Raw genomic sequence first — 24,137 nt, forward strand, 5'->3', positions numbered from 1 at the left:
CCCGCGAAATGTTCGCTACCCTCCTCATCGACGACCTACACCGCGTTGCGACCACCCCCTGATCTCGCCGTGGAAGATCCTCCCCAGCCTGGCCGGGCTACCCGCTGCGGAGTCTCGGCCTGGGCGGACGTGGCACACTCACTAACCCGATCCGTCGGCCGCCGAGTGCTCGCGGTCGAGCGTGACAGCTCTGGCATCGCGTTGCTTGCTGAGTGGTGCAGGTCCGCGACACCTCAGAACTTGTCCCAGGCCCCCGACATCATGTCCCAGGCCCCGACTTCTGCCCGAGGTTCCCGGCATGCCGTACGCCGCCAGTCGTCCCCCGCCGCGGTACGGCGCCGGACCGAACGGACGCTGGCCACGACCCGCTGCATCGGCGACGGAACCAGCGAACAACGTGGCGCCCGTGGCGATGGTGGTGGCGTACCGCCCGACTTTGAGCACCCACTAACCGTTTTCAGCCGCGGATTCTGGTTGGTGGGTGCTCAAAGAGGCGTGGCCGGCGGCCCACGGAAACGACAAGAGAGCCGGATAACCCCTCAAATGCGCCGGCGCCGGGCTGGATGGACCGGGGCGGTCAGCCGGGCGGGCAGGCGGCGGCCAACTGGATGGGCGGGTGGCGGTCAACCGGATGGATCGGGGCGGTCAGCTGGGTGGGCGGGTGGTGGTGCTGGTGCTGGGTTTGCCGAGGCCGGGTGGGGTGTTGCCGGGCGGCGGGGGCGGGGTGGTGCCGGGCTTGGGGCCGCAGCGGATGTCGTCGGCGGCGTTGTACTTCGTGGTGAAGGACTCGGTCTTCACCCGGGTGCCGTTCTTCGCGAAATAGCGGTAGACGGTGATGTCGAAGCCAGGAGTCGGCGCCTGGACCCGGCAGTCCGCCGCAGTGTTGTAGACCACCGCCGGCTGACGGGGATTGCTCTTCGCCGACTGCCCCGCGGTGATGTCCCAGGTCTTGGTGCCCCAGATGACCACCCGGATACTGCCCTGGTTACCCGGCGTCGACGCCTTGAAGATCGTCTGGACCAGGACGCCCTTGCCCGAGTCGTTGAGGAACTTCAGGTCCACCGACGGCCACGCCACGGTCGCCTCGCGGCCGACCGGGTAGCGGCTGATGTAGACGCTGTGCGCCTTGTGCTCGAGGATCTTCAGCCCCGCGAAGAAGGCCGCGTTGAACGTGGTCGTCGCCGACTGCGAGACCCCGCCGCCGAGGTCCAGCACGAACTTCCCGCCGCTGATGATGTTGCCCTCGGTGAAGCCGTTCTCCTTGGTCCGCTCGCCGACGATCTTGTTCAGGCTGAACGTCTCGCCCGGCTTCAGCAGCGTGCCGTTGATCTTGGCCGCCGCGGTGCCGATATTGGTGTTGCGGTACGGCGCGTGCGGGAACTGGGTGGTGAAATCGCCCATCTTCTCCGAGATCCCCAGCGCGGCCGCCTGCTCGGTGGTCACCTTCGCCGGGGTGTGCGCGAGACCCACCACGGCCCGGCGCTCGCCGCTCGGCTTGGGCAGGATCGCCAGGATCGCCGGCACCACCTTGGTGCGGTCGACCACCATGCCATCGACGGCCGGGATGACCTTCGGCCCGGCGCCGACGATCTGCACGGTCGCATCCTTCGGCAACGTCTCCAGTGCCTTGAACCGCTTCTGGAACAACGGCTCCAGCTTCTTCGCGTCCAGCGCCGGGGTGACGTCGCCGTCCTTCGCGGTCAGCGTCAGCGCCGGCGCGATCTCGGCCGGAAGCAGCTCGACCGCCTTGGATCCGACGGTGAGCCGGACCGGACCGGACATCGCGGGCTCGGCATAGTCCTTCAGCGCCTTGTCGATGGCCTCGGAAGCGGCCTTCGGCTTGGTCACGCCGACCGGGAGGTCCTTGGGTTCGCCATCGGTCGGGTAGGCCTTGGCCACCGCGTCCTCGGCCTTCGTGTTGTCCAGCTGCAGACCATCGGCCGGCGCGTGGGTGACCGGCTTCGTGCCGTCGAACGTGATCGTGCCCTCGGTCGCCGACCGGTTCACCTGGGTGGCGAGCTTTTCGACCGCCGTCTTCAGCTTCGCGTCGTCCCTGGTGACGACGGGCTTGATCGAGTCGCCGCCGGTCAGGCCGTGCCAGATCCGGCCCGGGGCCAGGCTTCGGCCTGCGCCCGCCGCGGCCACGGTGGCGTCCAGGTCCACGGACAGGCCGGCGTCGGCCGGGTTGACCTCGAACTTGGACTCGCCCGCCTTCAGCGCGATCGGCTGGGCGATCTGGTCCTTGAGACCGGCCTCGAGCTTCGCTTTGGCATCCTTCTGGGACAGACCACCGACCGGTACTCCGAGAACGGTGGTGTCACCGGGGATCTTGTCGCCGGCGAACGCGAACGCCGCGCCGTATCCCACCACGAGCACACCGAGCGCCGCGGCGGCAATGATCCCCGCGAGCTGCTTTCTCCCCACCGGAAAGAGTCCTCCTGCTCGAAGCCATGGTCAGGCTGCACCCAAACGGGCACAGCCCGGGGCACAAGGGCACATCCTACGGGACGGGGCAGGCCCCGCTGGCCGATGGGGCAGGCCCGGGTTGCGCCCACCTGGCCCAACGATCACGCTCAGGCGTCGGGCAAATCCCGGTAGTGACTGGAGTAGTAGATCAGCGCGCTGGGATCGGCCGGCTCGCCCAGCCCCAGGCTGAGCACCTCGCCGACCACGATCGTGTGGTCGCCCCCGTCGTGCGTCGCCCAGGTCCGGCACTCGAGCCACGACAGTGCGCCGGCGATCAGCGAACACCCGGTCTTCGGGCCGGCCGCCGTACCGATGCCGTCGAACTGGCTGTAGAGGTCGCGCCCCGACCGGGCGAAGCGGTCCGCGATCGACCGCTGGTCGCCGGCCAGGACCGAGATCGCCCAGTAGCCACAGTCCTGTACGGCGGCGTGCATCCGGACACCCTTGTCGACGCAGACGAGCACCAGCGGCGGATCCAGGGACACCGAGGTGAACGCGCTCGCGGTCATCGCGTGCGCCACACCGTCCTGCAGCGTGCTCATGATCGTGATTCCGGACGCGAACCGTCCCAGCGCCGCGCGGAACTCCGCGGGCGCCACACTCCCGCTCGGTTCGGTTGAGGACACCCCAGCAGGTTATGCCTGCCGGAAGGTTGATGCCTCAACCGAGCGTGTGGGAACCGTCACCTCTGTCTACAGACCGGCGAAGAGATCGCGCTCCACGCCGTCCGGGCCGGGGGCAGCTGTGCCCTTGACCAGGCGATACGGCTCCGAGCCCCAGATCTGGTTGCCGTTGTTGTTCGACAGGGCGAAGAACGGTCCGTCGACGGTGATCTGGGTGGCGTGCGCCTTCATCGCGTTCATCTTGCGATCCAGGTACTCGTCGCCCTCGATCACGCAGTCGATGAACCGGTCCGGTGTGACGAACGGACCGAGCGGGCCGTCCGGGTCCATCCCTTCGAAGGTCGTCATGTCACCGGCGTCGCGCAACTCGCGCAACTGCGACCGCATCCGGGACTCCGCCATCGCCGTCCAGTAGATCTTCGGGATGTCCCAGGCCTCGCCGAGGTCCTCGCGATACGACCGGGCACCGGCCAGGGCAGCGGCGTACGTCGCGACACGGTGGGCCTTGATGTGGTCGGGATGGCCGTAGTTGCCGTACTGGTCGTAGGTCACCAGCACCTGCGGCCGGACCTCGCGGATGACCGGGATCAGGTCGTCGGCCGCGGTGAGCAGGTCGGCCTGCCAGAAGCTGTCCTTCCGGGTCTCCGGTGGGACGTCCGCATTGCCCTCGTCGTTGTAGATCATCCCGGTGTCGCGGTACTTGCCCGCGCCGCCGAGGAAGCGGTGGTCGGTGACACCGAGCTCGGCCATCGCGGCGGCGAGCTCGCCGATCCGGTGCTCGCCGAGCTGGTCGGTCTGGTCGGCGGCCAGGTGGGTGAGCTCCGGAACGAGCACCTCACCTTCCTCGCCGAGCGTGCAGGTGATCAGTGTGACCTGGGCTCCCTCAGCCACATAGCGCGCCATCGTCACGCCGTTGTTGATCGTCTCGTCGTCCGGGTGGGCGTGCACCAGCAGCAGCCGGCGCTCAGCAAGCTCAACCATGGCGAAAGCCTACGTCGGGCCTCGGACAGTTCTCCGGGCTCACCCCGCGAAGGCCTGCGACGACAGATCCGCCTGGTCAGCCGAAGCCGTGGACCAGGAGGCAGCCGGCCTGGAAGCGGGACTTGGCGCCGAGGCCCGCGATCAGGGCGCTGATCTCCGAGCGCACGGTGCGCAGCGACAACCCGAGGTCGCGTGCGATCGCGGCGTCCTTGGCCCCCGTCGACATCATCCAGCCGATCGCCACCTGACGGCTGGTCAGCTCGCTGACCGCGACCGGGGTCCGGCGCCGCGACCCCAGTTCGTAGACCTCGCACACCACCTCCGGTGCGAAGTCTTCTCTTCGCACCGCGGTAACGGCCGGAAACACCGACATACTTCACTCCTCCCCAAGAGCTTCAGGGAAGGATTCTCTCGGTGGTCTAATCCACTTACCAGGTACAACCCATACAAACCACCCATACAGTTCCCCGGACTGAGCTCCGCCATCGATGTGACTTCCGCCACTCAGAGCCGGGTCCGAAGTTCCCGGACGAACGGCCGATCCGGCACCAGCCAGTCCACTTCGTCCAGCTCCGCCGCGCCGAACCACCGGAGCTCGGCGTGCTCCCGCAGTACCGGTTCGCCGTCGACGATCGATGCCAGGTAGACGTGCAGCCGATAGGCCGCGGAGATGTCCACGGCCGGACCGAGCGACGCTCCGACCTTGATCTCCAGGTCGAGTTCCTCGCGGATCTCCCGCACCGCCGCCTGCTCCTCGGTCTCCCCCGGCTCGACCTTTCCGCCCGGGAACTCCCAGCCCCCGTCGGGCCCAGGCCGGTATGCCGCCAGCACCAGACCATCGCGTACGACGGCCACTCCGACCACGATCTGCATTGTCGCGACTCTGCCAGAGATTGTCGGTCACCGTTGGCAGGATGAGCCGCATGCCGTTGCAGAACAGGGTTCTCCCCACGCAAGAGATCGTGGCCGACCCCGGCCGCGGCCTGCTGATGGGCAACCGCGGCAGCCTGCACGGCCCGGATCGCCGCCTGGGCACCACCCGCTGGCGCTCGAAGGCGTGGATCTGCTGCGTCCTTGACTGGAAGGGCGTTCAGCGCGATCCGATGCCCCCCGGGCGCTGGACCGCACTGTTCTTCTTCGACGAGGCCGTTGCCCTCGCCGCCGGTCATCGCCCCTGCCATTACTGCCGCCGCAGGGATTTCCTGCTGTACGCCGGCGCCTGGGCGACGGGCCGCGGTCTCGACGAACGGCCCCGCGCCCCCGCGATGGACGCCCAGCTTCACAGCGAGCGCGTCGTCCCACGCACCCGGCAGCAACGCACCACGGTCCAGGACCTCGCCGGCCTCCCGGACGGAGCGATGATCCGGTACGACGGCGGCCCGGCCCTCGTCCTGGACCATCAGGTCCTGCCCTGGACCTGGGACGGGTACGGCGAACCCCGCCGGCCACCCGGGCTGCGCGAGGTCGAGGTGCTCACCCCACCGGCGAATCTCGTTGTGCTGCAGGCCGGATTCGTTCCACTACTCCACCCGTCGGCACGGTCGCAACTGAGGTGACCCTAACTGGAAACACGCCGTACCGAGGGGTCTTCCGTTGGACGCCTGGCAGGGGCAAAGTGTGGCCCATACTGACAGCTACATGACCATCACTGGAGTCGGCATGGGTGAAGGCAACAGCGGCGTTGCCGCAGTCGTCCGCGCGCTCGAGGGCCTACATGATGCCCTGGGCAATCTCAGCCAGGAGTACGGTGACACCCTCGGCATCCGCCGACTGGTGTCCGATGTGGCCCGGCTGAACGACGATCTGGCTGAGCTCGGCCCGCCCGACCCCCGGCACAGACCCGGACCCGTTCCGGAGGAACTCGAGGAGATTCCCGACGTGGAGTATGACGCGTCCATGTGGACCGACGCGGAGCATGAAGGCTTCGGCGCGCCTGACAGGCACGCCCCCTGATGGCCACGGGTGTAAGCGCTCCCGGTCGCGCACAGATCGGGCAGAAGACATTACGAACCGACCGCTGGTGGCTGGCGCCGCTGCGGATCGGGGTGATCCTGCTCTTCTTCATCGTCTATGCGACGATCCGGATCTTCATGGGCAAGTGGTACTGGGTCGACGATTTCCACTACCTCACCCCGCTGTACTCGCCCTGCCTGAGCAGCTCGTGTGTCGAAGGCTCCACCCACCTCGGCACCTGGTTCGGCGGATTCCCGCGCTGGCTGCCGTTGAGCCTCATCACCTTCGTGGTGCTGGCCGGCTTCCGCGGCACCTGCTACTACTACCGCAAGGCGGGCTACCGGTCGCTGTTCTTCGCACCGGCCGCGTGCGCGGTCCCGGAGCCGCACAAGAAGTACACCGGTGAGAGCAAGTTCCCGCTGATCGCGCTGAACCTGCACCGGTACTTCTTCTACGGCGCGCTGGTCTTCGGCCTGCTCAACGTCTACGACGGCATCCAGGCCTTCCACGGCAAGGACGGCGGCTTCGGCATCGGCCTGGGCACGGTGATCATCTGGGTCAACCTGGTGATGCTCTGGTTCTACACGCTGTCCTGCCATGCCTGCCGGCACATCGTCGGCGGCCGGCTGAAGAACTTCTCCAAGCATCCGCTGCGCTATCGGTACTGGACCTTCGTGTCCAAGCTGAACCCCAAGCACGGCACGTTCGCGATGACGTCCCTGTTCACCGTGATCATCACCGACGCCTACATCATGGGACTGTCGGCCGACTGGTTCTCCGATCTGCGCTTCTTCAACTGATACAGGATCTCTTCTCACATGACTGAGCTGGAACGACACTCCTACGACGTCGTCGTGATCGGGGCCGGCGGCGCCGGCCTGCGCGCGGCGATCGAGGCTCGCGAGCAGGGCAAGCGCACCGCGATCATCTGCAAGTCCCTGTTCGGCAAGGCGCACACCGTGATGGCCGAGGGTGGCTGCGCGGCCGCGATGGGCAACGCGAACTCCAACGACAGCTGGCAGGTCCACTACCGCGACACCATGCGCGGCGGCAAGTTCCTGAACAACTGGCGGATGGCCGAACTGCACGCGCAGGAAGCCCCCGACCGGGTCTGGGAGCTCGAGTCGTACGGCGCACTGTTCGACCGGACGCCCGACGGCCGGATCAGCCAGCGCAACTTCGGCGGCCACACCTACCCGCGGCTCGCGCACGTCGGCGACCGGACGGGTCTGGAACTGATCCGCACCCTGCAGCAGAAGATCGTCTCGCTGCAGCAGGAGGACTTCCAGGCGACCGGCGACTACGAGGCCAACCTCAAGGTGTACGCCGAGTGCACGGTCACCGAGCTCCTGAAGGACGGCGAGGCGATCTCCGGCGCCTTCGGGTACTGGCGCGAGTCCGGCCGGTTCATCCTGTTCGACGCGCCCGCGGTCATCCTGGCCACCGGCGGCGTCGGCAAGTCGTTCAAGGTCACCTCGAACTCGTGGGAGTACACCGGTGACGGTCACGCCCTCGCGATGCGGGCCGGCGCGACGCTGATCAACATGGAGTTCATCCAGTTCCACCCGACGGGCATGGTCTGGCCGCCGTCGGTGAAGGGCATCCTGGTCACCGAGTCGGTCCGCGGTGACGGTGGCGTCCTGAAGAACTCCGAGGGCAAGCGGTTCATGTTCGAGTACGTGCCCGATGTGTTCCGGGCGCAGTACGCGGAGACCGAGGAAGAGGCCGACCGCTGGTACAAGGACGCCGACAACAACCGGCGCCCACCGGAGCTGCTGCCGCGGGATGAGGTCGCCCGGGCGATCAACTCCGAGGTGAAGGCCGGCCGCGGTACGCCGCACGGCGGTGTGTTCCTGGATGTGTCGACACGGCTCCCGGCCGAGGAGATCAAGCGGCGGCTGCCGTCGATGCACCACCAGTTCAAGGAGCTGGCGGATGTCGACATCACGGCCGAGCCGATGGAGGTCGGTCCGACCTGTCACTACGTGATGGGTGGCGTCGAGGTCGACCCGGACACCGCGCAGTCCGTCGTACCCGGTCTGTTCGCGGCCGGTGAGGTTGCGGGCGGCATGCACGGTTCGAACCGGCTGGGCGGCAACTCGCTGTCCGACCTGCTCGTCTTCGGGCGGCGGGCCGGCATGGGCGCGGCGACGTACATCGACCAGCTCGGTGGCAGCCGGCCGAAGATCTCCGAGGACGACGTCGACGCGGCGGCCGCGGAGGCGCTGGCGCCGTTCGAGCTCGAGGGCGGCGAGAACCCGTACTCGATCCACCAGGAACTGCAGCAGTCGATGAACGACCTGGTCGGCATCATCCGCAAGGCGGACGAGATGGAGCAGGCGCTCGGCCGGCTGGCCGACTACCGCGGCCGGATCGCGAAGATGACGGTGGAGGGTCACCGGCAGTTCAACCCGGGCTGGCACCTGGCGCTCGACCTGCGCAACATGCTGACCGTGTCGGAGTGCGTGGCGAAGGCGGCCCTGCAGCGGGAGGAGTCCCGCGGCGGTCACACCCGCGACGACTTCCCCGGCATGAACGCCGAGTGGCGCAAGCTGCTCCTGGTCTGCTCGCTCGACGCCGACGGCGGGGTGAACGTGGTCGAGAAGGACCAGATCCCGATGCGCGAGGACCTGCTGGAACTGTTCGAACTCGACGAGCTGAAGAAGTACCTGACCGAAGAGGAGTTGCCCGCCACATGAGTTACCAAGGGAAATTCCGGGTTTGGCGCGGTGACTCCGAGGGCGGTGAGCTCAAGGACTACGAGGTCGAGGTGAACGAGGGCGAGGTCGTCCTCGACGTCATCCACCGGTTGCAAGCGACGCAGACGCCGGACATGGCGGTCCGGTGGAACTGCAAGGCCGGCAAGTGCGGCTCCTGCAGCGCCGAGATCAACGGCATGCCGAAGCTGATGTGCATGTGCCGGATGAACACGTTCGCCGAGGACGAGGTCGTCACGGTCACCCCGATGCGCACCTTCCCGGTGATCCGCGACCTCGTCACCGACGTGTCGTTCAACTACCAGAAGGCCCGCGAGATCCCCGCGTTCACGCCGCCCGCCGACCTGAAGCCGGGCGAGTACCGGATGCAGCAGGTCGACGTGGAGCGCTCGCAGGAGTTCCGCAAGTGTATCGAGTGCTTCCTGTGCCAGGACACCTGCCACGTGATCCGCGATCACGAGGAGAACAAGGAGTCCTTCTCGGGCCCGCGGTTCCTGATGCGGATCGCCGAGCTGGACATGCACCCGCTCGACGCGGCCGACCGTCAGCATGCGGCCCAGGAGCAGCACGGCCTGGGCTTCTGCAACATCACCAAGTGCTGCACCGAGGTGTGCCCCGAGCACATCAAGATCACCGACAACGCGCTGATCCCGATGAAGGAGCGCGTCGCGGACCGCAAGTACGACCCGATCGTCTGGCTCGGCAACAAGATCCGCCGCCGCCCCGCCTGATCCCAGTCCCACGAGCCCCTGGCCCCACCCGGAGCCAGGGGCTCCTGGCTGCCCAACCACCCCTTCCCGCACAACCCTCCAACTCCGGGGTCGACCCCTCACCCGGAGGGTTGCCCCCCGAGAATCCGACAGGGCAACCCTCCAACTCCGGCGTTAACCCCTCACCCGGGGGGTTGCCCCCTGAGAATCCGACGGGGCAACCCTCCAACTCCGGGGTTCACCTCTGAGTTGGAGGGTTGTGGGTGGGGTCAGGCCCGGGGGTGGTCACTCGGGTGGGGGAGCCGGGTGGGCTGATGAAACGCCTAGGGTTCCGGTCATGGCCATCTTCGTCGCCGGGCTGTTCAGTATCGCCGTCTTCATGGCGATCTTCGTCCCCTTCTCGCAGCGCCTGCTGGGCGTGCGTTTCGGCCTGATCCGGCTGGCCCTGGGCGCCGCGCTCACCCTCACGGTGTTCAGTCCGATCGCCAACGCGCTGGTCGGCAAGCTGCCGTTCGAGGGGTCCAACGCCGCCGCGGTCGCCTTCCTGGCGTTGACCGCGGTCTGTTCGATGCTGGCCGGCCTGGTCTTCCTGGTGCTGTCCGAAGCCCTGGTGCCGACCGGATCGTTGCCCCGGGCCCGCGATCTCCGCCGCGACCTGGGCGGCCGGATCGCGCGCACCCGGCGTTACCTGCAGATCCTCCGGATCGCGATCAGGCACGGCCTCGGCCCGTACCTGCGCGGCCGCCGCCGACCCAGCCGCGAGAACGCGGCCGGCCAGGCCGAACTGGCCCGTTCGCTGCGCCTCGCGCTCGACGAGGCCGGCGTCACGTTCGTGAAGCTCGGCCAGGTGCTGTCCACCCGCAGCGACATCATCCCGCCGTCCGTCGCCGAGGAGCTGAGTCGCCTGCAGGACCAGGTCTCGCCCGCGCCCTGGCCCGAGATCGAGTTCGTCCTCACCGACGAGCTCGGCGCATCACCACACCACCTGTACGCCGACTTCGACACCGAACCGCTCGCAGCCGCCTCCGTCGCGCAGGTCTACGCCGCCCGCCTGCCTGACGGTCCGAGAGTGGTGGTCAAGGTGCAGCGGCCCGGCATCGCCGGCGTGGTCGAGCGGGATCTCGACATCGTCAGCCGGCTCGCCCGGCTGCTCGAGCGCAACACCGACTGGGGTCGCTCGATGGGCGTCCGCGCCCTCGCCGACGGGTTCGCGGACGCGATGCGGGAAGAGCTCGACTTCACCGTCGAGGCCGGCAACATGACCACCGTCGCGGCCGGCCGATCCGTTGCCGCGAGCAATGACCTGGTGGTGCCCGAGCTGTACCCGGGCCAGTCGACCCGCCGGGTGCTGACCATGCAGCGACTCGACGGCATCGGCCTCGGTGGCGCCGCGCAGGCGATCGCCGACCGCGGCCTGGACGCGGCCCGCCTCGGCCAGGCGCTGTTCGACTGCCTGCTCGGCCAGGTCGCGATCGACGGCGTCTTCCACGCCGACCCGCACCCCGGCAACTTCCTGCTGCTGGCCGACGGCCGGATCGGCATGCTCGACCTCGGCTCGGTCGGCCGGCTCGACCCGGCCACCCGGGAGGCGTTGCAGCGCTTCCTGCTCGCGATCGACCACGGCGACCCGGTCGCGGCGACCGACGCCCTGCTGGAGATCGTCTACCGACCCGACGTGATCGACGAACGCGCCCTGGAGCGGGCCGTCGGCCAGTTCATGACCCGCCATCTGGCCGCCGGCGTGACGTTGGGACCGGCGATGTTCAACGACCTGTTCAGGATCATCACCTCGCACGACCTCGGCGTACCTCCGGAGGTGGCCGCGGTCTTCCGTGCACTGGCGACGATCGAAGGCACGATCACGCGGATCTCGCCCGGGTTAGACCTGGTCGCCGCGTCACGCCAGTTCGCCGCGGCGCATGTCACCGACCGGCTCGCCCCCGACGCGTTACGCCGTACGGCGACTGAAGAACTGGCGACGTTGTTGCCGATGTTGCGCCGGCTGCCGCGGCGGATCGACCGGATCGCGGCCGCGGCGGAGAGCGGCCGGCTCGGCCTGAACGTGCGGTTGTTCGCCGACGAACGGCATCGCCGGCACGTCACCGGCCTGCTCCACCAGGCGTTGCTGGCCGTCCTCGGCGCGATGGCCGGCATCATGTCCGTCCTGCTGCTCGGTACGCCGGGCGGCCCGACGGTCACCGAATCGATGAGCCTGTTCCAGTTGTTCGGCTACAACCTGCTGGTGATCTCCGCGGTCCTCGTGCTCCGCGTACTCGTCCTCGTCTTCCGGCTACCGGACCACGGGTCGTCTTGACTTCAACCTAACTTGAACTTCGACCATAACCACCATGACTTCCACCGCGTCGGTCGACGCCCCTCGCCAACGGCTGTTCAGTGGTCCGCATCTGCCGCTCGTGCTGGGCGTGATCGGTCTCGTCACGCTCAGCGCGTTCGAGAACCGGGCCGTGGGTACGGCGTTGCCGACGATGGTGCGCGAGTTCGACGCGCTGGGCAGCTTCGGCCTGGCGAGCGCAGCCCCGAACGCGAGCTACCTCATCTCGCTCGCGATCGCCGGACTGTGGTCCGACCGGCGTGGCCCGATCCCGACGCTGCGGGTCGGTGCGATCGCGTTCACCCTCGCGCAGTTGCTGGTCGGGACCGCGACGGCGATGCCGATCGTCGTCGCCGGCCGGTTGCTGAGCGGCTTGGCCGAAGGGCTGCTCGACGTTTCGCTGATGGTGCTGGTCGCCCGGGCGCTGCCCGCAGTACTGCGGCCGCGGATGTTCTCGTTGTTCGCGGCGATGTGGATCCTGCCCTCGGTGATCGGCCCGGTGCTGACCGGTCTGGTGACCGAGCAGTTCGGATGGCGATGGGTGTTCCTCGGTGCGATCATCCTGCTGGTGCCGAGCTGGATGCTGCTCGGCCCGGCCATGCGCCAGTCGCTGAACACCCCGGCCCCTGAGCGCAGCGCCGAGGACGCGGCCGAGTTGGAGGCCTGGCGGGCCGCGCTTCCGTGGGCATTCGCCGCATCGGTCGCACTGTTTTCGATGACGCTGGCCGGTGGTCAGCTCGAGGCGCACCCGGTGATCGGCGGGATCGCGATTCCGGTGGCGTTGGTGACGCTCGGGCTGGCCGCCGTACGGGTGATGCCGAAGGGGACGTTCGTGGCCCGACGCGGCTTCCCGGCGGTGGTCGCCGTACGCGGGCTTGGTGGCGCCGCGTTCGCCGGAGTGGGTGCGTATCTGCCGCTGCTGCTGACGTTGCAGCACGACTTCAGCCCGTCGCGGGCCGGCGTGACGCTGTCGATCACGGGCGTGTGCTGGGCCTTCGGGTCCTGGCTGCAGGGGCGGGAACACGGGATCCAGCGGGTCAACGTCCTGCGGGCCGGGCTCGCGTTCATGACGGGTGGGCTGCTGGTCACGTCGCTGCTGGCGTGGACGGGTGCGACCACATGGTTCGGGCTGATCGGCTGGGCCTTCGCCGGGATCGGGATGGGCTTGAGTTCGTCGAGCCTGTCCGTGCTGACGCTGGATCTGTCCGACCACAACAACTCCGGGCGGAACAGCAGCGCGGCGCAGATGGCCGGGACCATGAGCATCTCGACCGCCCTGGCGATCAGCGGCACGCTGCTCGCGTTCAACTCCGACGATCCGCGGCCGTGGGTCTTCGGCGCCATCATCACCACCGGCGCGTTCATCGCTCTCCTGGGCCTGCTGACCGCCGGCCGCGTGCGAAAGCCAGCTGATTTGCTTGGATGAGCTAGAGTTTGCTTGTGCGAGCAAAGCGAACGCTTACCGAGCAGGCGCGTAGGGACCAGATCGTGGCGGCGGCGATCGAGGTGATCGCCGAGGGTGGGGCGCAGGCCAGCTTCAAGGTGATCGCGGAGCGGGCCGCGCTGAGCAGCACCGGTCTGATCTCGTACCACTTCGCGAACCGGCAGGAGCTGATCGACGAGGTCGGACGACAGATCCTCGAGGCGTTCAGCGCGTTCGTGCGTGAGCGGATCGCCGGCGTCGCGGGGCCGGCCGAGGTCCTGCAGGCCTTCGTCACGGCCAACATCGCGTTCCTGCAGACCCATCGCGCCCATGCGGCGGCCCTGGTGCGGATCCAGCAGGACACCGCCGAGCTCGCGCGATCCGATCAGGCTCAGCTCGCCGACGTACTCCGGCGCGGTCAGGCGAGCGGCGTACTGCGGACGTTCGACCCGCAGCTGATGGCCGTGTTCGTCCTGTCCATCCGCGACGGCATCATCCGCCAGCTGGAACTCGACCCCGAGCTCGACCTCGACGCAGCCGCCCGTGAGTTCGCTGCGCTCGTCGAGCAAGCCACCAGGAAGGCATGACGTGAACGCGACAGTCCAGACCGACACCGGCACAGTCCGCGGCATCGTCCACCCCGATCGCCGCATCTTCCAGGGCATCCCGTACGCCGCTCCGCCAGTCGGCGATCTCCGTTGGGCGCCCCCACAACCCGCCCGGCCGTGGGCCGGCGAACGCGACGCGACCAAACCCGGCAGCCCGGCTCCTCAGCTCAAGAACGCCATCGCCGATCTCGCCGGCACGAACGAGGACTGCCTGTTCCTCAACGTGACCACCCCGGCCACCGCGTCACCCGAGCATCGCAAACCCGTGATGGTGTGGATCCACGGCGACGGGGCGATCGGTTCCGGCGACCAGTTCGACCCGACCCGGCTCGCCGTCGACGGCGACGTCGTGGTCATCACGTTCAACTTCCGCCTGGGAGTCTTCGGCGCCTTCGGCTACCCCGGTCTGCGGGACTCCGGCACGATCGGCCTGCAGGACCAGCGGGCCGTCCTGCGGTGGGTCCAGCGCAACGCGGCCGCGTTCGGCGGCGACCCCGGCAACGTCACACTCTTCGGCGTCTCGTACGGCGCCACCGCGACCAGCGCACACCTGATGTCGAAGGAGTCGCGTGGCCTGTTCCACAAGGTGATCATGCAGAGCGGCTTCACCCTGATGGACATGCCGGCCGGTGTCGTCTACCCAGGCATCCCTGCCCTCCCCTGGTACGGCTGGACCACCACCTCGGCCGCCGAGGCCCAAGGCGCCGCGCTCGCGGAGCAACTCGGCTGCAAGGATCTCGCGGGCTTGCGCGCGACCCCGGTCGACGAGCTCCTCGCCGTACCGCAGGTGATGAACATCTTCCAGCCGTACGCCCTCGGCAACGATCAGCTTCCCGCGGATCCGGCGGAGGCACTCGAGGCCGGCGAGTTCGCCGACGTCCCGGTGCTCTCCGGTACGACGCGCGACGAGCACACCACGTTCGTCGCCTTCTTCCGGGAACTGGCCGGCAGTCCGGTGACCGCCACGAACTACTCCGAGCTGCTAGGGACCGCCTTCGGTGACGAGGCCGCACAGATCGGCGCGGAGTATCCGTTACAGGACTACCCGACACCGGCGCTGGCCTGGGCGTCCGTGGTCACCGACCGGATGTGGGCCCGCGCGCAACTGCGGCAGAATCAGTTGCTCTCGGCAAAGAACCCGCTGTGGTTCTACGAGTTCGCGGATCGGGACGCACCGTTGGACATCCCGTTCCCGCCGGGATTCCGGCCCGGCGCCTGGCACGCCGGCGATGTGCAATACGTGTTCCGCACGGACGAGAACGCCATGACACAAGCGCAGCTCGCCCTGTCCGACACGATGATCCGCTACTGGGCCACGTTCGCCCGTCACGGTGATCCCAATGGCGCCGGCCTGCCGGAATGGCCGAGGTTCACCACCCCTGACACCGTTCTGTCACTAGCGCCGGACGCGATCCGCCCGGTCGATTACGCACAGGAGCACCGGCTGGCTTTCTGGACGCAGATTGGGGTCTAGAGTGAGCTCATGGCTGAGCTGCTGACCGACGACCAGATCGATCTCGCGATCCGTGACCACCTACCCGAGTGGAAGGTCGTCGACAAGGAGCTGGTCCGCAGCGTCAAGAAGGACACGTTCCTGGACGGCATCCGCCTGGTCGCCACGGTCGCCCAGTTGGCCGAGTCGATGAACCACCACCCGGACATGGACATCCGCTACACGACCATCACGTTCCGGATCAGCAGCCATGACGCCGGCGGCATCACCGACGACGACCTGGTCCTGGCCCGCCACATCGACACCGCGGCCGGCTGACCCAAAGGTCCTCTACGAGGAGCGCTGACGCAGGCCGATCAGCACGCCCTCGGTGTCGCGGAGATAGCAGAGCCGTCCGACACCTGGCAGCTCCTGCACGTCACCGACCGGCTCGCCACCGGCGCCCCGCACCGTGTCCAGCGTCGTCTCGATGTCGTCGACGTCGATCCAGGCGATCGTGGGCTGCGTCTGGTACCGGCTGCTCATGATCGCGCCGTCGATGCCTTCCCCTTCACCGGTGTGGGCGAGCAGGTACCCCTCCGGCACCGGCGCCGGTGTGACCTGCCAGCCGAAGACTTTGCTGTAGAACTCCGCCGCCCGGTCGTCGTCCGCGGCAACGATTTCGACGTGGATGATTCGTCCCATGCGACCGATCCTCACCCGTCGGCGGCCGCGCCGTCTTGGACGGATCTTCCATGCATCAACGCCGCGATCCCGTTCTGTACGGCGAGGAACGACGTCGCGCTGACCCCGGTGTACCGCTTGAAGTCCCGGGCCGCATGCGCCTGGTCGTAGTACCCGTGCAACGCGGACAACGTCACTTGAGCATCCGCGGGACCACCGAGCAGCCCGCCGACGAAGTGGTAGAAGCGGATGATCTCGGCGTACTGCTTCGGCCCGATCCCCAGGCTCAGCCGGAACACCCGATAGAGCGTGCTGTACGACGTCCCGCTCTGCTCGGCCACCTCGGCGACCGTCGTACCGCCGAAGGCCTCGTCGATCACACGCACCGCGGCTGCGACGACCGGCTGGGCACGAGCCCCATCCGGGCGCGGCGACAGGAAGGCGGCCAGCCGGTCGGCGCGGGACTGGCCGAACGGTTCCGCGCGCAACTCGTGGACGAGTGCGTCCGTCGTACCCACGCCGATCCAGTCGGAGAACTGCAGCACCTCGTCGACGAGCAGGGTGGAGAGACCGAGCGCAGCGATCCCCCACGGCTTGAACTCCACGCCCGCGTAGCTGGACGCACCGGTCTGGCCGATCACCTGCGGCCGGGTCATGATCCCGAACACCGACGCCGCGTTCGGCCACTCGGTCCCGGTCACCGGATCGTGCCGCGTCCCCGGGTCGGCGAGCGCGACGGCGAGGCCGGGGCGCCCGTTCGGGATCAGGATCTCCCGGCGCAGCGACGGCAGCGGCGGAGACTCTACGAGCCAGACATGCTCGACCAGGTCGCGCAGGTGCTCGGGCGGCGAAAAGCGCAGATAGCCCACGAGGTAGATCGTAAGTCTCTGGCGCGCCCGAATCGGTTACGGTTGACGAGTGACGACTGCCGATGAATACCGCCTGCTGGGTTTCGACGATGCCGACCGGGAGGCGGCCGAGGCGTTCGCCGCGGATCCCGCGATCGTCAAGGACCTGGCCGATCAGATCCGGGCCGAGATCGGGAAGTTCGGCAGCGAGCCGGAGCTGCGGATGCCTGAGGATCCGCGCAACTCGGTGCAGGCGTTCCTGGACACCGTGCCCGACATCCGCCGGTTCCACTCCGAGCGCGGGATCCCGGACGAGATCAGCTGGGCCTCGCTCGCGGACCTCGGTCAGCAGCTGAACGTGAGTCGCCGGACGCACGGCGAGTACAGCCTGGAGACGCACTGGTGGCTGACGATCGCCTGGACCGGCCAGATCTACGCGCTCGGCCGGCTGCAGTTCCTGCTGCACCAGGTCCCGGCGGACAAGCCGGTGCCGGGGACCGAGCCGGGTGAATGGATCATCGGTGTCCACATCCCGGAGACCGGTCCGCTGACCCCCGAGGCGGTCGACGACAGCTTCGCGCGGGCCCGCGAGTTCTTCCCGCGGTACTTCCCCGAGTACCCGGTGAAGACCGCGAACCTGTGGTCCTGGCTGATCGATCCGTACCTGCTCGACAACCTTCCGCAGGATTCGAACATGGTCCGGTTCGGCCGCCGCTTCACGCCGTACGGCGAACCGACCGACAGCCAGGACGGCGCGATCTTCTTCACCTTCCGCACCCACGGCACCGACCACCTGGACGAGCTCCCGCAGGACACCACGCTGCAACGTCTCGTGGTCGGCCGGATCAAGGACGGCGGCACCTGGCAGAGCGGGTACGGGTACCTACGGCTCTAGTGTCCCGTAAGCGATGTAGCTTGAACGATAGCGGTGTCCAGGTGCGTGCATCGCGGTGCTTGGACAGTGGCCTCGATGCGGAGCATCGTGGGCGCTGGGCAAGTGCCGTGAGGTGCGTGCCTGGGCGCCGATAGCGTCAAGCTACATCGCTTACGGGACGCTAGGTCGGGCGGTTCCGCCCGGACGGTACGCCGTACTTGGCGAGCCAGCTGACGAGCTCCATGTTGCTGACGCAGCGGACGTCGGGCTGGGTGCAGGTCTCCTCGACGAAGGTGGTCAGCGCGTCCGAGTACACGCTGTTGTTCCAGCGGTTGAAGTGGTTGCCGAGGAACAGCGGCGGGTTGCCACTGGCGCGGGACTTCGCGAGCGCCTGCCGGTAGGTCGCGAGTACCTGCGCCTTCAGTGCTGGCGCCTGTGCGACCGGAGCCACCCGCGCACCGGTCTGGCTGAACCACAGGTTGTAGTCCATCGTCAGCGTGGGCTTGGTGGTGCCGGCCAGGGTGACCGACTGCAGCGGGAAGTTCCACAGGCCGTCGACCTTCTTCGGCCAGGCGATGTACCCGGGCGCGGAGGCGTCGTACAGCATGCCCCGCTGGACCATCGCCTGCCGGTACGCCGGTCGATTGCCCTCGAGGCACGGCGTCCGCATCCCCTTCACCGTCGCCGGGTCGAACGGCGGTGCGACCGTCTTGCCCGCGGCCAGGGTCGGACCGGTCCGCACCATCTGGTCGAACGCGCTCAGCTCCGCGGTCCACTGCGCCGTCGTCCAGCGGCCGATACCGGTCGTGCCGCAGAAGTGACCGTTCGCGTGCGTGCCGATCTCGTGGCCCTCGGCGATTGCCTGCCGCAGCACCGTCGTCCGCGCCAGCACGTTGCTCGCGTCGCCCCAGCCGATGTCGGAGGCACCGGGCCGGTGGTACGGCGGTTTGTAGTCGGCGCGATGGTCTCCGGGGTACAGGTAGGGGCCGGAGAGGAAGAACGTCATCCGGGCGTTGACCCGCTTGGCCACGGCCCGCCAGCGCGCCCAGAGCGCGAGATCACCCGCGCCGTCGAACGAGACGACGACGAACAGGGGTGGCTTGCCACTCGGCAGCCGGCCGGGAAACGTGCGGGTGACCGGGGCCGCGGCCGACGGGTGCGGCCCGGGCGGTGGTGTCGGCGTGACCGGCGGCGGTGTGCTCGGGCTGTGCGTCGGACTCTGACTCGGGCCGTGAGTCGGACTGCGGGTCGGCGTCGGCCTGGTCGGCGTACTGCTCGGGCTTGGGGCGCCTTCCAGAGGCACATCGGCGCATCCGGCCAGCAGCGCCGCCAGTACGAGCGCGGCGCCCAAGAGGTTCGCCCCAGGCCTCACCACATGACTACTGACGCATGCGGACCTGCTCAGGTCGGTCCGGGACACGCAGCCGGGTCGAAACCCGGGGGTCGATCGTTAGGCGCTCGTGACCTTGGCCGCGCGGCGCTTCACCGCGATCCGGCGGGATGTCTCGACCAGCAGGCCGATCAGCGCCGCCAGGCTCAGGCTGAACGCCAGGGCCTTCAGTGAGTCGTGCGCGAACGCGTCGCCACCCAGGTAGCCGAGCAGGGCGACGTACGTGTAGGCGACCGTGACACCGAAGAACGTGAACACGATGAACTTCTTGAACGAGTACCGGGTCGCGCCCGCGGTCAGCGTCGCGACCATCCGCGCGCCGGGGATGTAGCGCACGGTCATCAGGATCAGCCCGCCGCGGGAGTGCAGCGCGGCCGACACCTTGTCGTACATCTGCTGCCGGCGCTCCTGCCGCTTCATCCAGCGGTGCAGCGCCGGGCCGGAGCCGCGGCCCATGAAGTAGCAGGTGGACTCGCCGATGACCGAGCCGACCATCGCGACCGTGATCACGAGCAGCAGGTTCTGGTGGCCGGCGGCCGCGGCCATGCCCGCGGTGACGACCATGCCCTCACTCGGCACCACCGGGAAGACGGCGTCGATCGCGGCGGCCGCGAACAGGATGAGCAGCAACCAGTGCGAGGCCATCGCAACGCCTAGCAGGTGTCGCGCGATCTCCATCAGGTCTGTCACCCGGCCAAGGATGCCATCCCGCGCCAACAACGCCGCAATCCCACCGTTGTGATTCAGCCGGGGTTCATCAGACGTTCAGCGCGCACGCCGGGCTGTGGTCAGAGCAGTACGGGCAGTTCCCGGATCGCGTTCATCAGCAGTCCGGGGGTGCGGTCCGGATCGCGGTCGGGTTCGGCCAGCCGCAGTTCGGGGAACCGCTCGAACAGCATGCCGAGCGCGATCCGGCCTTCCAGCCGGGCCAGCGGTGCACCGAGGCAGTGGTGGATCCCGTGTCCGAACGCGAGGTGCGCGTTGTCCGTGCGGGTGATGTCCAACTCGTTCGGCCGGTCGATCCTGCGCGCGTCCCGGTTGGCCGGCAGTAACGCGAAGACGATCACCTCACCGGCCCCGATCTGGGAGCCGGCGATGTCGATCGGCGCCTGGGCGATGTACGGGATCGCTGCCTGGAGTGGGCCGTCGTACCGCAGCAGTTCCTCGACGGCGGCCGGGAGGCGATCCGGCTCGGCCCGCAGCAGGGCGAGCTGGTCCGGATGCCGAAGGAGCGCGAGGACGCCGTTCGTGATCAGGCTGACCGTGGTCTCGTGGCCGGCGGCCAGCAGCAGGAAGATCATCGAGGTCAGCTCGTCCTCGCTGAGCCGGTCGCCGCCGTCGCGCGCCGCGATCAGGCCGGACAGCAGGTCGTCGGCCGGGGCCGTGCGCTTCTGCTCGATCAGCTCGTGGACGAAGCCGAGCATCAGCGTGGTCGCCTCGACGTACTCCTCGGCGGTGTGCATGGTCGCGTTCACGAACACCGAGGACCAGCGACGGAAGTCCTCCCGGCGGACCGGCGGGATGCCGATCAGCTCGCAGATGACGGTGATCGGCAGCGGGTAGCTGTAGGCGTTCACCAGGTCGACCGGGCTGCCCGCGGCGGCCATCTGGTCCAGCAGTCCGGCGGCGATCTCGCGGATGCGCGGCTCGAGCGCCTCGATCCGGCGCCGGGTGAAGGCAGCCGTGACCAGCTTGCGCAGGCGGGTGTGGTCGGGCGGGTTGGCGCCGAGCATGTGCCGCTCGGTGCGGTTGATCAGCTCGTCCTCGACCGTGTCTCGGTGCGGGCCGTCCATCGGTGACCGGACCACGTCCGGGTGGGCGAGCAGCTCGCGGGTCTCGGCGTACCCGGTGACCAGCCAGACCGGGACACCGGTGAACAGCATGAGGTACTGCAGCGGTCCATTCTCCGCGAGGTCCTCGAAGCCCCAGTGCCGGGCGATCCCACTCGTTTCGGTGAACGGCTGCCTCATACTGGCCAGCCTACGTTCGGCGTCTTGACAGACACTTCACCATTTGGTGAAGTGTTGCGAGTGCTGACGACGACCTTCGGTGCGCTCGCGGACCCGACCCGGCTGGCGATCGTGAGCCGGCTGAGCCGGGGCGACGCGACCATGGGCGAACTGGCCGGGCCGCACCGGATCACGCTGCCGGCGATGACCAAACACGTGGGGGTGCTGGTCGACGCCGGGCTGGTGACCCGGCGGAGGGTCGGGCGGACCGTCGTGTGCACGATCCGCCCGGAGGCGTTCGCGGAGGTCGAGCAGTGGCTCGGGGACATGTCGGCGTACTGGAACAGCACCGTGGATCGGTTGGAAGAACTGTTGCGAGGGGACGGGCATGGACACTGAAGTGCGGATCGACAGGGTGCTGCCGGCAACCATCGGGCAGGTGTACGACGCCTGGACGCGGGCCGACCTGCTCACCCGGTGGTACTGCCCGAACCCGGCTTGGGAGCTGAAGGTCAGCGCCGACGTCCGGGTCGGCGGGGACTACGTGGTCGAGATGGGGCCGCATGTCGTCCGCGGCACGTATCTCGAGGTCGAGCCGCCGTACCGGCTCGCGTTCAGCTGGAAGTGGGACGGCACCGACGACGAGCCGACCCGGGTCGATGTCGAACTGTCCGAGGCCGACGGCGGCACCCGGATGCTGCTCACCCACACCGGCTTCGCGACCGCCGAAGACGCCGCGAACCACCTGATGGGCTGGGAGCCCGAGATGGGCCGTCTGACCGGCCTGCTCATCACTCAGCACCCCGACCCGACACCCGACCGAGGCTGACCAGCAGTACGACGGTTCCCACCAGCTCCCCCGCCTCGGCCGCGGCGGGGAGTCGGGGCGCGGACAGGATCTCGGGACCTCGGACAGGAAATACCGGCTCCCCTGTCGTTTCCGTGGGTGTACCCGGGCCGGGCTCGCCACCTTGGGCACGGTTCAACCACGAAACCGCCCGCACAACGACCATCCCGTGCCCAAAGTCGACCCCGCGCCCCCCGCCCGAGGTCGACCTACCGATCGGGGCCGGAGGGCTCGGGGCGGAGGAGGGGGAGAGGCCCCGGTGTACCGACGGACGGGTAGTGGTCAGCCGGCGCGAGCACCTGGGTGAGGAGGTCAGCCTGAACGCCGGCCGTTCGGGTGCGGCGTGGCCGACTACTACCCGTTCGTCGGTACGCCGAGTCCTCCCTGGGACTCGATCAAACAACTCTCCGGACCTCGGACACCTGATCGAGACCGCGGACACCACACCCGATGTCCGCACTCCCCAACAGGTGACCCCGCAGCCCCCGAACCCACCGACCGCACCGCAGCCCCCGGCCCCTATCACCCACACACCCAGCACAAGAGCCGAAATACCTTGTCCCAGGTCCCCAGATGGGTTCAAGGTCCCGGGAAGTGGCGGGCCAGTAGGTGGAGTCCGCGGCCGGGAGTGGGCGGGCCGGCGGGTGGGGCCCGCGGCTGGAAAAGGTCGAGCCCTGGGCGGTAACCCAGGGCTCAGGCGGATGGATGGACAGTTGGCGGATCAGCTGCCGGACTTGCGCCGGAATTGGCGCTTCTGCTTGTCGTTGTGCGCCTCGCCGACGCCCTCACGCCGCGTCCCCGATCCCGGGTGCGCGTTGTGGTGGGCGTTCTTCTTCTCGAGTGCTTCACGGAACTTCTTCTGCAGATCGTCCGCCGGCTCGCTGGACTTGTCGCTCATACCGTCTCCTTCACAAACCGTCAGGCGTACGGACACCACGCTAATTGAGTGTAAGGACAGACCGCGACTGGAATACCGTCACCCAGGCTCACCGGACGGGCAGCCAGGCTGACCACAGTCCTCGGATTCGGCCACCTCGCCGTTGAGATCGTGCTCGTACGCGTAGTGGAAGCAGTCCCAGTGCATGCGCTCGAACACCTCGTAATCCTCGCGGCTCGACTCCACCTGCTCGCCGCACCGCATGCACGTCTGGTCGCTCATGCGGGCAAGGTATCTCAGCCTGAGGAAAACCCCCGCGGACCGTCGCCGCCCACTGTTAGCTTCGTGACGGAATCGAGGAAAGGGGACGAGGGTGCTGGTCAGTGGTGAGGCGATGCTCGGGATCGCGCTGGTCGAGCTGGGTCTGGTGATCGTCCCGGGACCGAACATGATCTATCTGGTGTCGCGGTCGATCGCACAGGGTCGCCGGGCCGGGCTGATCTCGCTGGCGGGCGTGGGGATCGGCTTCCTGGTGTACCTCCTGGCGGCGAGTGTCGGTCTGGCGACGCTGTTCGCGCTGGTCCCGGAGATCTACCTGACTCTGAAGCTCGCCGGCGCCGCCTACCTGCTCTGGCTCGCGTGGAACGCGCTGCGCCCCGGCGGGAGCTCCGTCTTCGCGACCCAGGAGCTCGAGCCCGATCGCCCGCGGAAGCTGTTCGGCATGGGCCTGCTCACCTGCCTGCTCAACCCGAAGATCGCGATCCTCTACATCTCGCTGCTCCCCCAGTTCCTCGACCCGGGCCGCGGTCACCTCGGCGCGCAGAGCCTGGTCCTCGGCCTGACCCAGCTCGCGGTCGGAGTCGTGATGAATGCCGTCTTCGTCATCACTGCCGGCTCGATCGCCGTCTTCCTCGCCCGCCGCCCGACCTGGATGCGGATCCATCGGTACATCACCGGCACCGCCCTCGCCGTCTTCGCCATCCGCTTGGCCACCGACCGAGCCCGCCCTCTCGCCACCCACTGAGGACTGTCGGCGGGGCTCACTAGCGTGACGCAGGATGTACGCCTTCGTTGCCGCCGAGGTCGATCGACTGGTCGCCAGCGGCTGGAGTTCGTGCGCGCCCATCGCCGCGCTCGTCCGCGACCGCGGCCTGCCGACGATCACCCGCGAGTACCTGCTCTCCGAGTTCCCCCCTGACGAATGGCAGCATGCCGAGGAAGTGGACGTTCACGCTGTTCGCCGGTGAGGAACTGGTCGACGGGCGGGCGGAGTCGGGGACGGTGCTGAAGGGCAGGGTTCGTTTCCGCCTCGGCAAGGCCGATCGCGGCATCGGATCAGCACGGATCGCCCCGACTCTCCTCGTCTGACGGCAGACTAATTGACGTGCGGCAGTTTGAGGGCTCACGGATACTGCAGGGCGTG

28 protein-coding genes are annotated in these 24,137 nt (G+C 68.4%); 16 read left to right on the forward strand and 12 right to left on the reverse strand.

Translation table 11 applies throughout. The features are described from left to right. Positions 1-645: 645 nt before the first annotated feature. The 5 genes from ACXC9Q_RS16765 to ACXC9Q_RS16785 all read right to left on the reverse strand — a co-directional run bounded on the left by ACXC9Q_RS16765 (position 646) and on the right by ACXC9Q_RS16785 (position 4,943). Entirely contained in the window at positions 646-2,424 is a 1,779-nt protein-coding gene (locus tag ACXC9Q_RS16765) for a VanW family protein (protein WP_457057431.1), read from the reverse strand. Positions 2,425-2,573: 149 nt separating this feature from the next. Beyond that, entirely contained in the window at positions 2,574-3,092 is a 519-nt protein-coding gene (locus ACXC9Q_RS16770; RefSeq protein WP_457057433.1) for a flavin reductase family protein, read from the reverse strand. A 66-nt stretch (positions 3,093-3,158) separates the two neighbouring features. Continuing rightward, on the reverse strand, positions 3,159-4,070 hold the full coding sequence (mshB, locus tag ACXC9Q_RS16775) for an N-acetyl-1-D-myo-inositol-2-amino-2-deoxy-alpha-D-glucopyranoside deacetylase (RefSeq protein WP_457057434.1): 912 nt from the start codon (positions 4,068-4,070) through the stop codon (positions 3,159-3,161). 76 nt (positions 4,071-4,146) lie between these two features. Next, positions 4,147-4,443 (reverse strand): LuxR C-terminal-related transcriptional regulator, encoded by a 297-nt coding sequence (locus tag ACXC9Q_RS16780; protein WP_457057435.1) that lies wholly within the window; start codon positions 4,441-4,443, stop codon positions 4,147-4,149. Between the two features lie 131 nt (positions 4,444-4,574). Continuing rightward, positions 4,575-4,943 (reverse strand): (deoxy)nucleoside triphosphate pyrophosphohydrolase, encoded by a 369-nt coding sequence (locus ACXC9Q_RS16785; RefSeq protein ID WP_329481260.1) that lies wholly within the window; start codon positions 4,941-4,943, stop codon positions 4,575-4,577. Between the two features lie 41 nt (positions 4,944-4,984). Between ACXC9Q_RS16785 and ACXC9Q_RS16790 the strand changes: the two genes are divergently transcribed. The 10 genes from ACXC9Q_RS16790 to ACXC9Q_RS16835 all read left to right on the forward strand — a co-directional run bounded on the left by ACXC9Q_RS16790 (position 4,985) and on the right by ACXC9Q_RS16835 (position 15,584). Then, positions 4,985-5,626 (forward strand): hypothetical protein, encoded by a 642-nt coding sequence (locus ACXC9Q_RS16790; RefSeq protein ID WP_457057436.1) that lies wholly within the window; start codon positions 4,985-4,987, stop codon positions 5,624-5,626. Between the two features lie 82 nt (positions 5,627-5,708). Beyond that, positions 5,709-6,023 carry a hypothetical protein gene (locus ACXC9Q_RS16795; RefSeq protein ID WP_457057438.1) on the forward strand — a complete coding sequence of 105 codons (315 nt, stop codon included), beginning with the start codon at positions 5,709-5,711 and terminating at the stop codon, positions 6,021-6,023. Further along, positions 6,023-6,823 carry a hypothetical protein gene (locus ACXC9Q_RS16800; RefSeq protein WP_457057439.1) on the forward strand — a complete coding sequence of 267 codons (801 nt, stop codon included), beginning with the start codon at positions 6,023-6,025 and terminating at the stop codon, positions 6,821-6,823. The genes ACXC9Q_RS16795 and ACXC9Q_RS16800 overlap by 1 nt, the downstream gene beginning before the upstream one ends. Before the next feature lie 18 nt (positions 6,824-6,841). Then, a complete protein-coding gene (locus ACXC9Q_RS16805) occupies positions 6,842-8,722 on the forward strand; it encodes a fumarate reductase/succinate dehydrogenase flavoprotein subunit (protein WP_457057440.1) in 1,881 nt (626 codons plus the stop codon). Next, positions 8,719-9,471: a succinate dehydrogenase/fumarate reductase iron-sulfur subunit gene (locus ACXC9Q_RS16810; RefSeq protein WP_457057441.1), complete on the forward strand. Its 753-nt coding sequence runs from the start codon at positions 8,719-8,721 to the stop codon at positions 9,469-9,471. The genes ACXC9Q_RS16805 and ACXC9Q_RS16810 overlap by 4 nt, the downstream gene beginning before the upstream one ends. Before the next feature lie 316 nt (positions 9,472-9,787). Beyond that, positions 9,788-11,764, forward strand: coding sequence for an ABC1 kinase family protein (locus tag ACXC9Q_RS16815; protein WP_457057442.1), 1,977 nt, complete (start codon positions 9,788-9,790; stop codon positions 11,762-11,764). A gap of 34 nt (positions 11,765-11,798) precedes the next feature. Further along, positions 11,799-13,208, forward strand: a complete 1,410-nt coding sequence (locus ACXC9Q_RS16820; protein ID WP_457057443.1) for an MFS transporter — start codon at positions 11,799-11,801, stop codon at positions 13,206-13,208. A gap of 14 nt (positions 13,209-13,222) precedes the next feature. Then, positions 13,223-13,792: a TetR family transcriptional regulator gene (locus ACXC9Q_RS16825; protein WP_457057444.1), complete on the forward strand. Its 570-nt coding sequence runs from the start codon at positions 13,223-13,225 to the stop codon at positions 13,790-13,792. 1 nt (position 13,793) lies between these two features. After that, positions 13,794-15,287: a carboxylesterase/lipase family protein gene (locus ACXC9Q_RS16830; RefSeq protein WP_457057446.1), complete on the forward strand. Its 1,494-nt coding sequence runs from the start codon at positions 13,794-13,796 to the stop codon at positions 15,285-15,287. 9 nt (positions 15,288-15,296) lie between these two features. Further along, positions 15,297-15,584, forward strand: coding sequence for a 4a-hydroxytetrahydrobiopterin dehydratase (locus ACXC9Q_RS16835; RefSeq protein WP_328526809.1), 288 nt, complete (start codon positions 15,297-15,299; stop codon positions 15,582-15,584). Between the two features lie 12 nt (positions 15,585-15,596). Here the strand turns inward: ACXC9Q_RS16835 and ACXC9Q_RS16840 are convergent, their stop codons facing one another. Together ACXC9Q_RS16840 and ACXC9Q_RS16845 are read right to left on the reverse strand one after the other, a co-directional pair. Then, complete coding sequence (locus ACXC9Q_RS16840) at positions 15,597-15,950, reverse strand: VOC family protein (RefSeq protein WP_457057447.1); 354 nt, start codon at positions 15,948-15,950, stop codon at positions 15,597-15,599. Between the two features lie 11 nt (positions 15,951-15,961). After that, a complete protein-coding gene (locus ACXC9Q_RS16845) occupies positions 15,962-16,798 on the reverse strand; it encodes a helix-turn-helix domain-containing protein (protein WP_457057448.1) in 837 nt (278 codons plus the stop codon). Between the two features lie 49 nt (positions 16,799-16,847). On the opposite strand from ACXC9Q_RS16845, the gene ACXC9Q_RS16850 reads away from it, so the two are divergent. Beyond that, positions 16,848-17,672 carry an acyltransferase domain-containing protein gene (locus ACXC9Q_RS16850; RefSeq protein ID WP_457057449.1) on the forward strand — a complete coding sequence of 275 codons (825 nt, stop codon included), beginning with the start codon at positions 16,848-16,850 and terminating at the stop codon, positions 17,670-17,672. 160 nt (positions 17,673-17,832) lie between these two features. Here ACXC9Q_RS16850 and ACXC9Q_RS16855 read toward each other — a convergent pair whose 3' ends face one another. The 3 genes from ACXC9Q_RS16855 to ACXC9Q_RS16865 form a co-directional block, all read right to left on the reverse strand. Beyond that, complete coding sequence (locus ACXC9Q_RS16855) at positions 17,833-19,026, reverse strand: hypothetical protein (protein WP_457057450.1); 1,194 nt, start codon at positions 19,024-19,026, stop codon at positions 17,833-17,835. Between the two features lie 75 nt (positions 19,027-19,101). Continuing rightward, positions 19,102-19,731: a DedA family protein gene (locus ACXC9Q_RS16860; RefSeq protein ID WP_329481287.1), complete on the reverse strand. Its 630-nt coding sequence runs from the start codon at positions 19,729-19,731 to the stop codon at positions 19,102-19,104. Positions 19,732-19,829: 98 nt separating this feature from the next. Continuing rightward, the gene (locus ACXC9Q_RS16865; RefSeq protein WP_457057451.1) at positions 19,830-21,011 is read right to left on the reverse strand and encodes a cytochrome P450 family protein; all 1,182 of its coding nucleotides are present in this window, start codon (positions 21,009-21,011) and stop codon (positions 19,830-19,832) included. Positions 21,012-21,071: 60 nt separating this feature from the next. Here ACXC9Q_RS16865 and ACXC9Q_RS16870 point away from each other — a divergent pair, with 60 nt between their 5' ends. Then, positions 21,072-21,389, forward strand: a complete 318-nt coding sequence (locus tag ACXC9Q_RS16870; protein WP_457057452.1) for an ArsR/SmtB family transcription factor — start codon at positions 21,072-21,074, stop codon at positions 21,387-21,389. Beyond that, positions 21,379-21,819 carry an SRPBCC family protein gene (locus ACXC9Q_RS16875; RefSeq protein WP_457057453.1) on the forward strand — a complete coding sequence of 147 codons (441 nt, stop codon included), beginning with the start codon at positions 21,379-21,381 and terminating at the stop codon, positions 21,817-21,819. The genes ACXC9Q_RS16870 and ACXC9Q_RS16875 overlap by 11 nt, the downstream gene beginning before the upstream one ends. Before the next feature lie 739 nt (positions 21,820-22,558). On the opposite strand, the gene ACXC9Q_RS16880 is transcribed toward ACXC9Q_RS16875, so the two are convergent. Together ACXC9Q_RS16880 and ACXC9Q_RS16885 are read right to left on the reverse strand one after the other, a co-directional pair. Beyond that, positions 22,559-22,735 (reverse strand): DUF5302 domain-containing protein, encoded by a 177-nt coding sequence (locus ACXC9Q_RS16880; RefSeq protein ID WP_158441106.1) that lies wholly within the window; start codon positions 22,733-22,735, stop codon positions 22,559-22,561. Positions 22,736-22,813: 78 nt separating this feature from the next. Next, positions 22,814-22,996 (reverse strand): hypothetical protein, encoded by a 183-nt coding sequence (locus ACXC9Q_RS16885; RefSeq protein ID WP_329481294.1) that lies wholly within the window; start codon positions 22,994-22,996, stop codon positions 22,814-22,816. 91 nt (positions 22,997-23,087) lie between these two features. Between ACXC9Q_RS16885 and ACXC9Q_RS16890 the strand changes: the two genes are divergently transcribed. The 3 genes from ACXC9Q_RS16890 to ACXC9Q_RS16900 are packed head-to-tail and all read left to right on the forward strand — an operon-like array spanning position 23,088 to position 24,082. Next, entirely contained in the window at positions 23,088-23,738 is a 651-nt protein-coding gene (locus ACXC9Q_RS16890) for a LysE family translocator (protein WP_457057454.1), read from the forward strand. 34 nt (positions 23,739-23,772) lie between these two features. Beyond that, positions 23,773-23,961, forward strand: a complete 189-nt coding sequence (locus ACXC9Q_RS16895) for a hypothetical protein (protein WP_457057455.1) — start codon at positions 23,773-23,775, stop codon at positions 23,959-23,961. Beyond that, positions 23,924-24,082 carry a hypothetical protein gene (locus ACXC9Q_RS16900; RefSeq protein ID WP_457057456.1) on the forward strand — a complete coding sequence of 53 codons (159 nt, stop codon included), beginning with the start codon at positions 23,924-23,926 and terminating at the stop codon, positions 24,080-24,082. The genes ACXC9Q_RS16895 and ACXC9Q_RS16900 overlap by 38 nt, the downstream gene beginning before the upstream one ends. The last annotated feature ends 55 nt before the right edge of the window (positions 24,083-24,137 follow it).

It is taken from the genome of Kribbella sp. CWNU-51 (assembly GCF_054073265.1).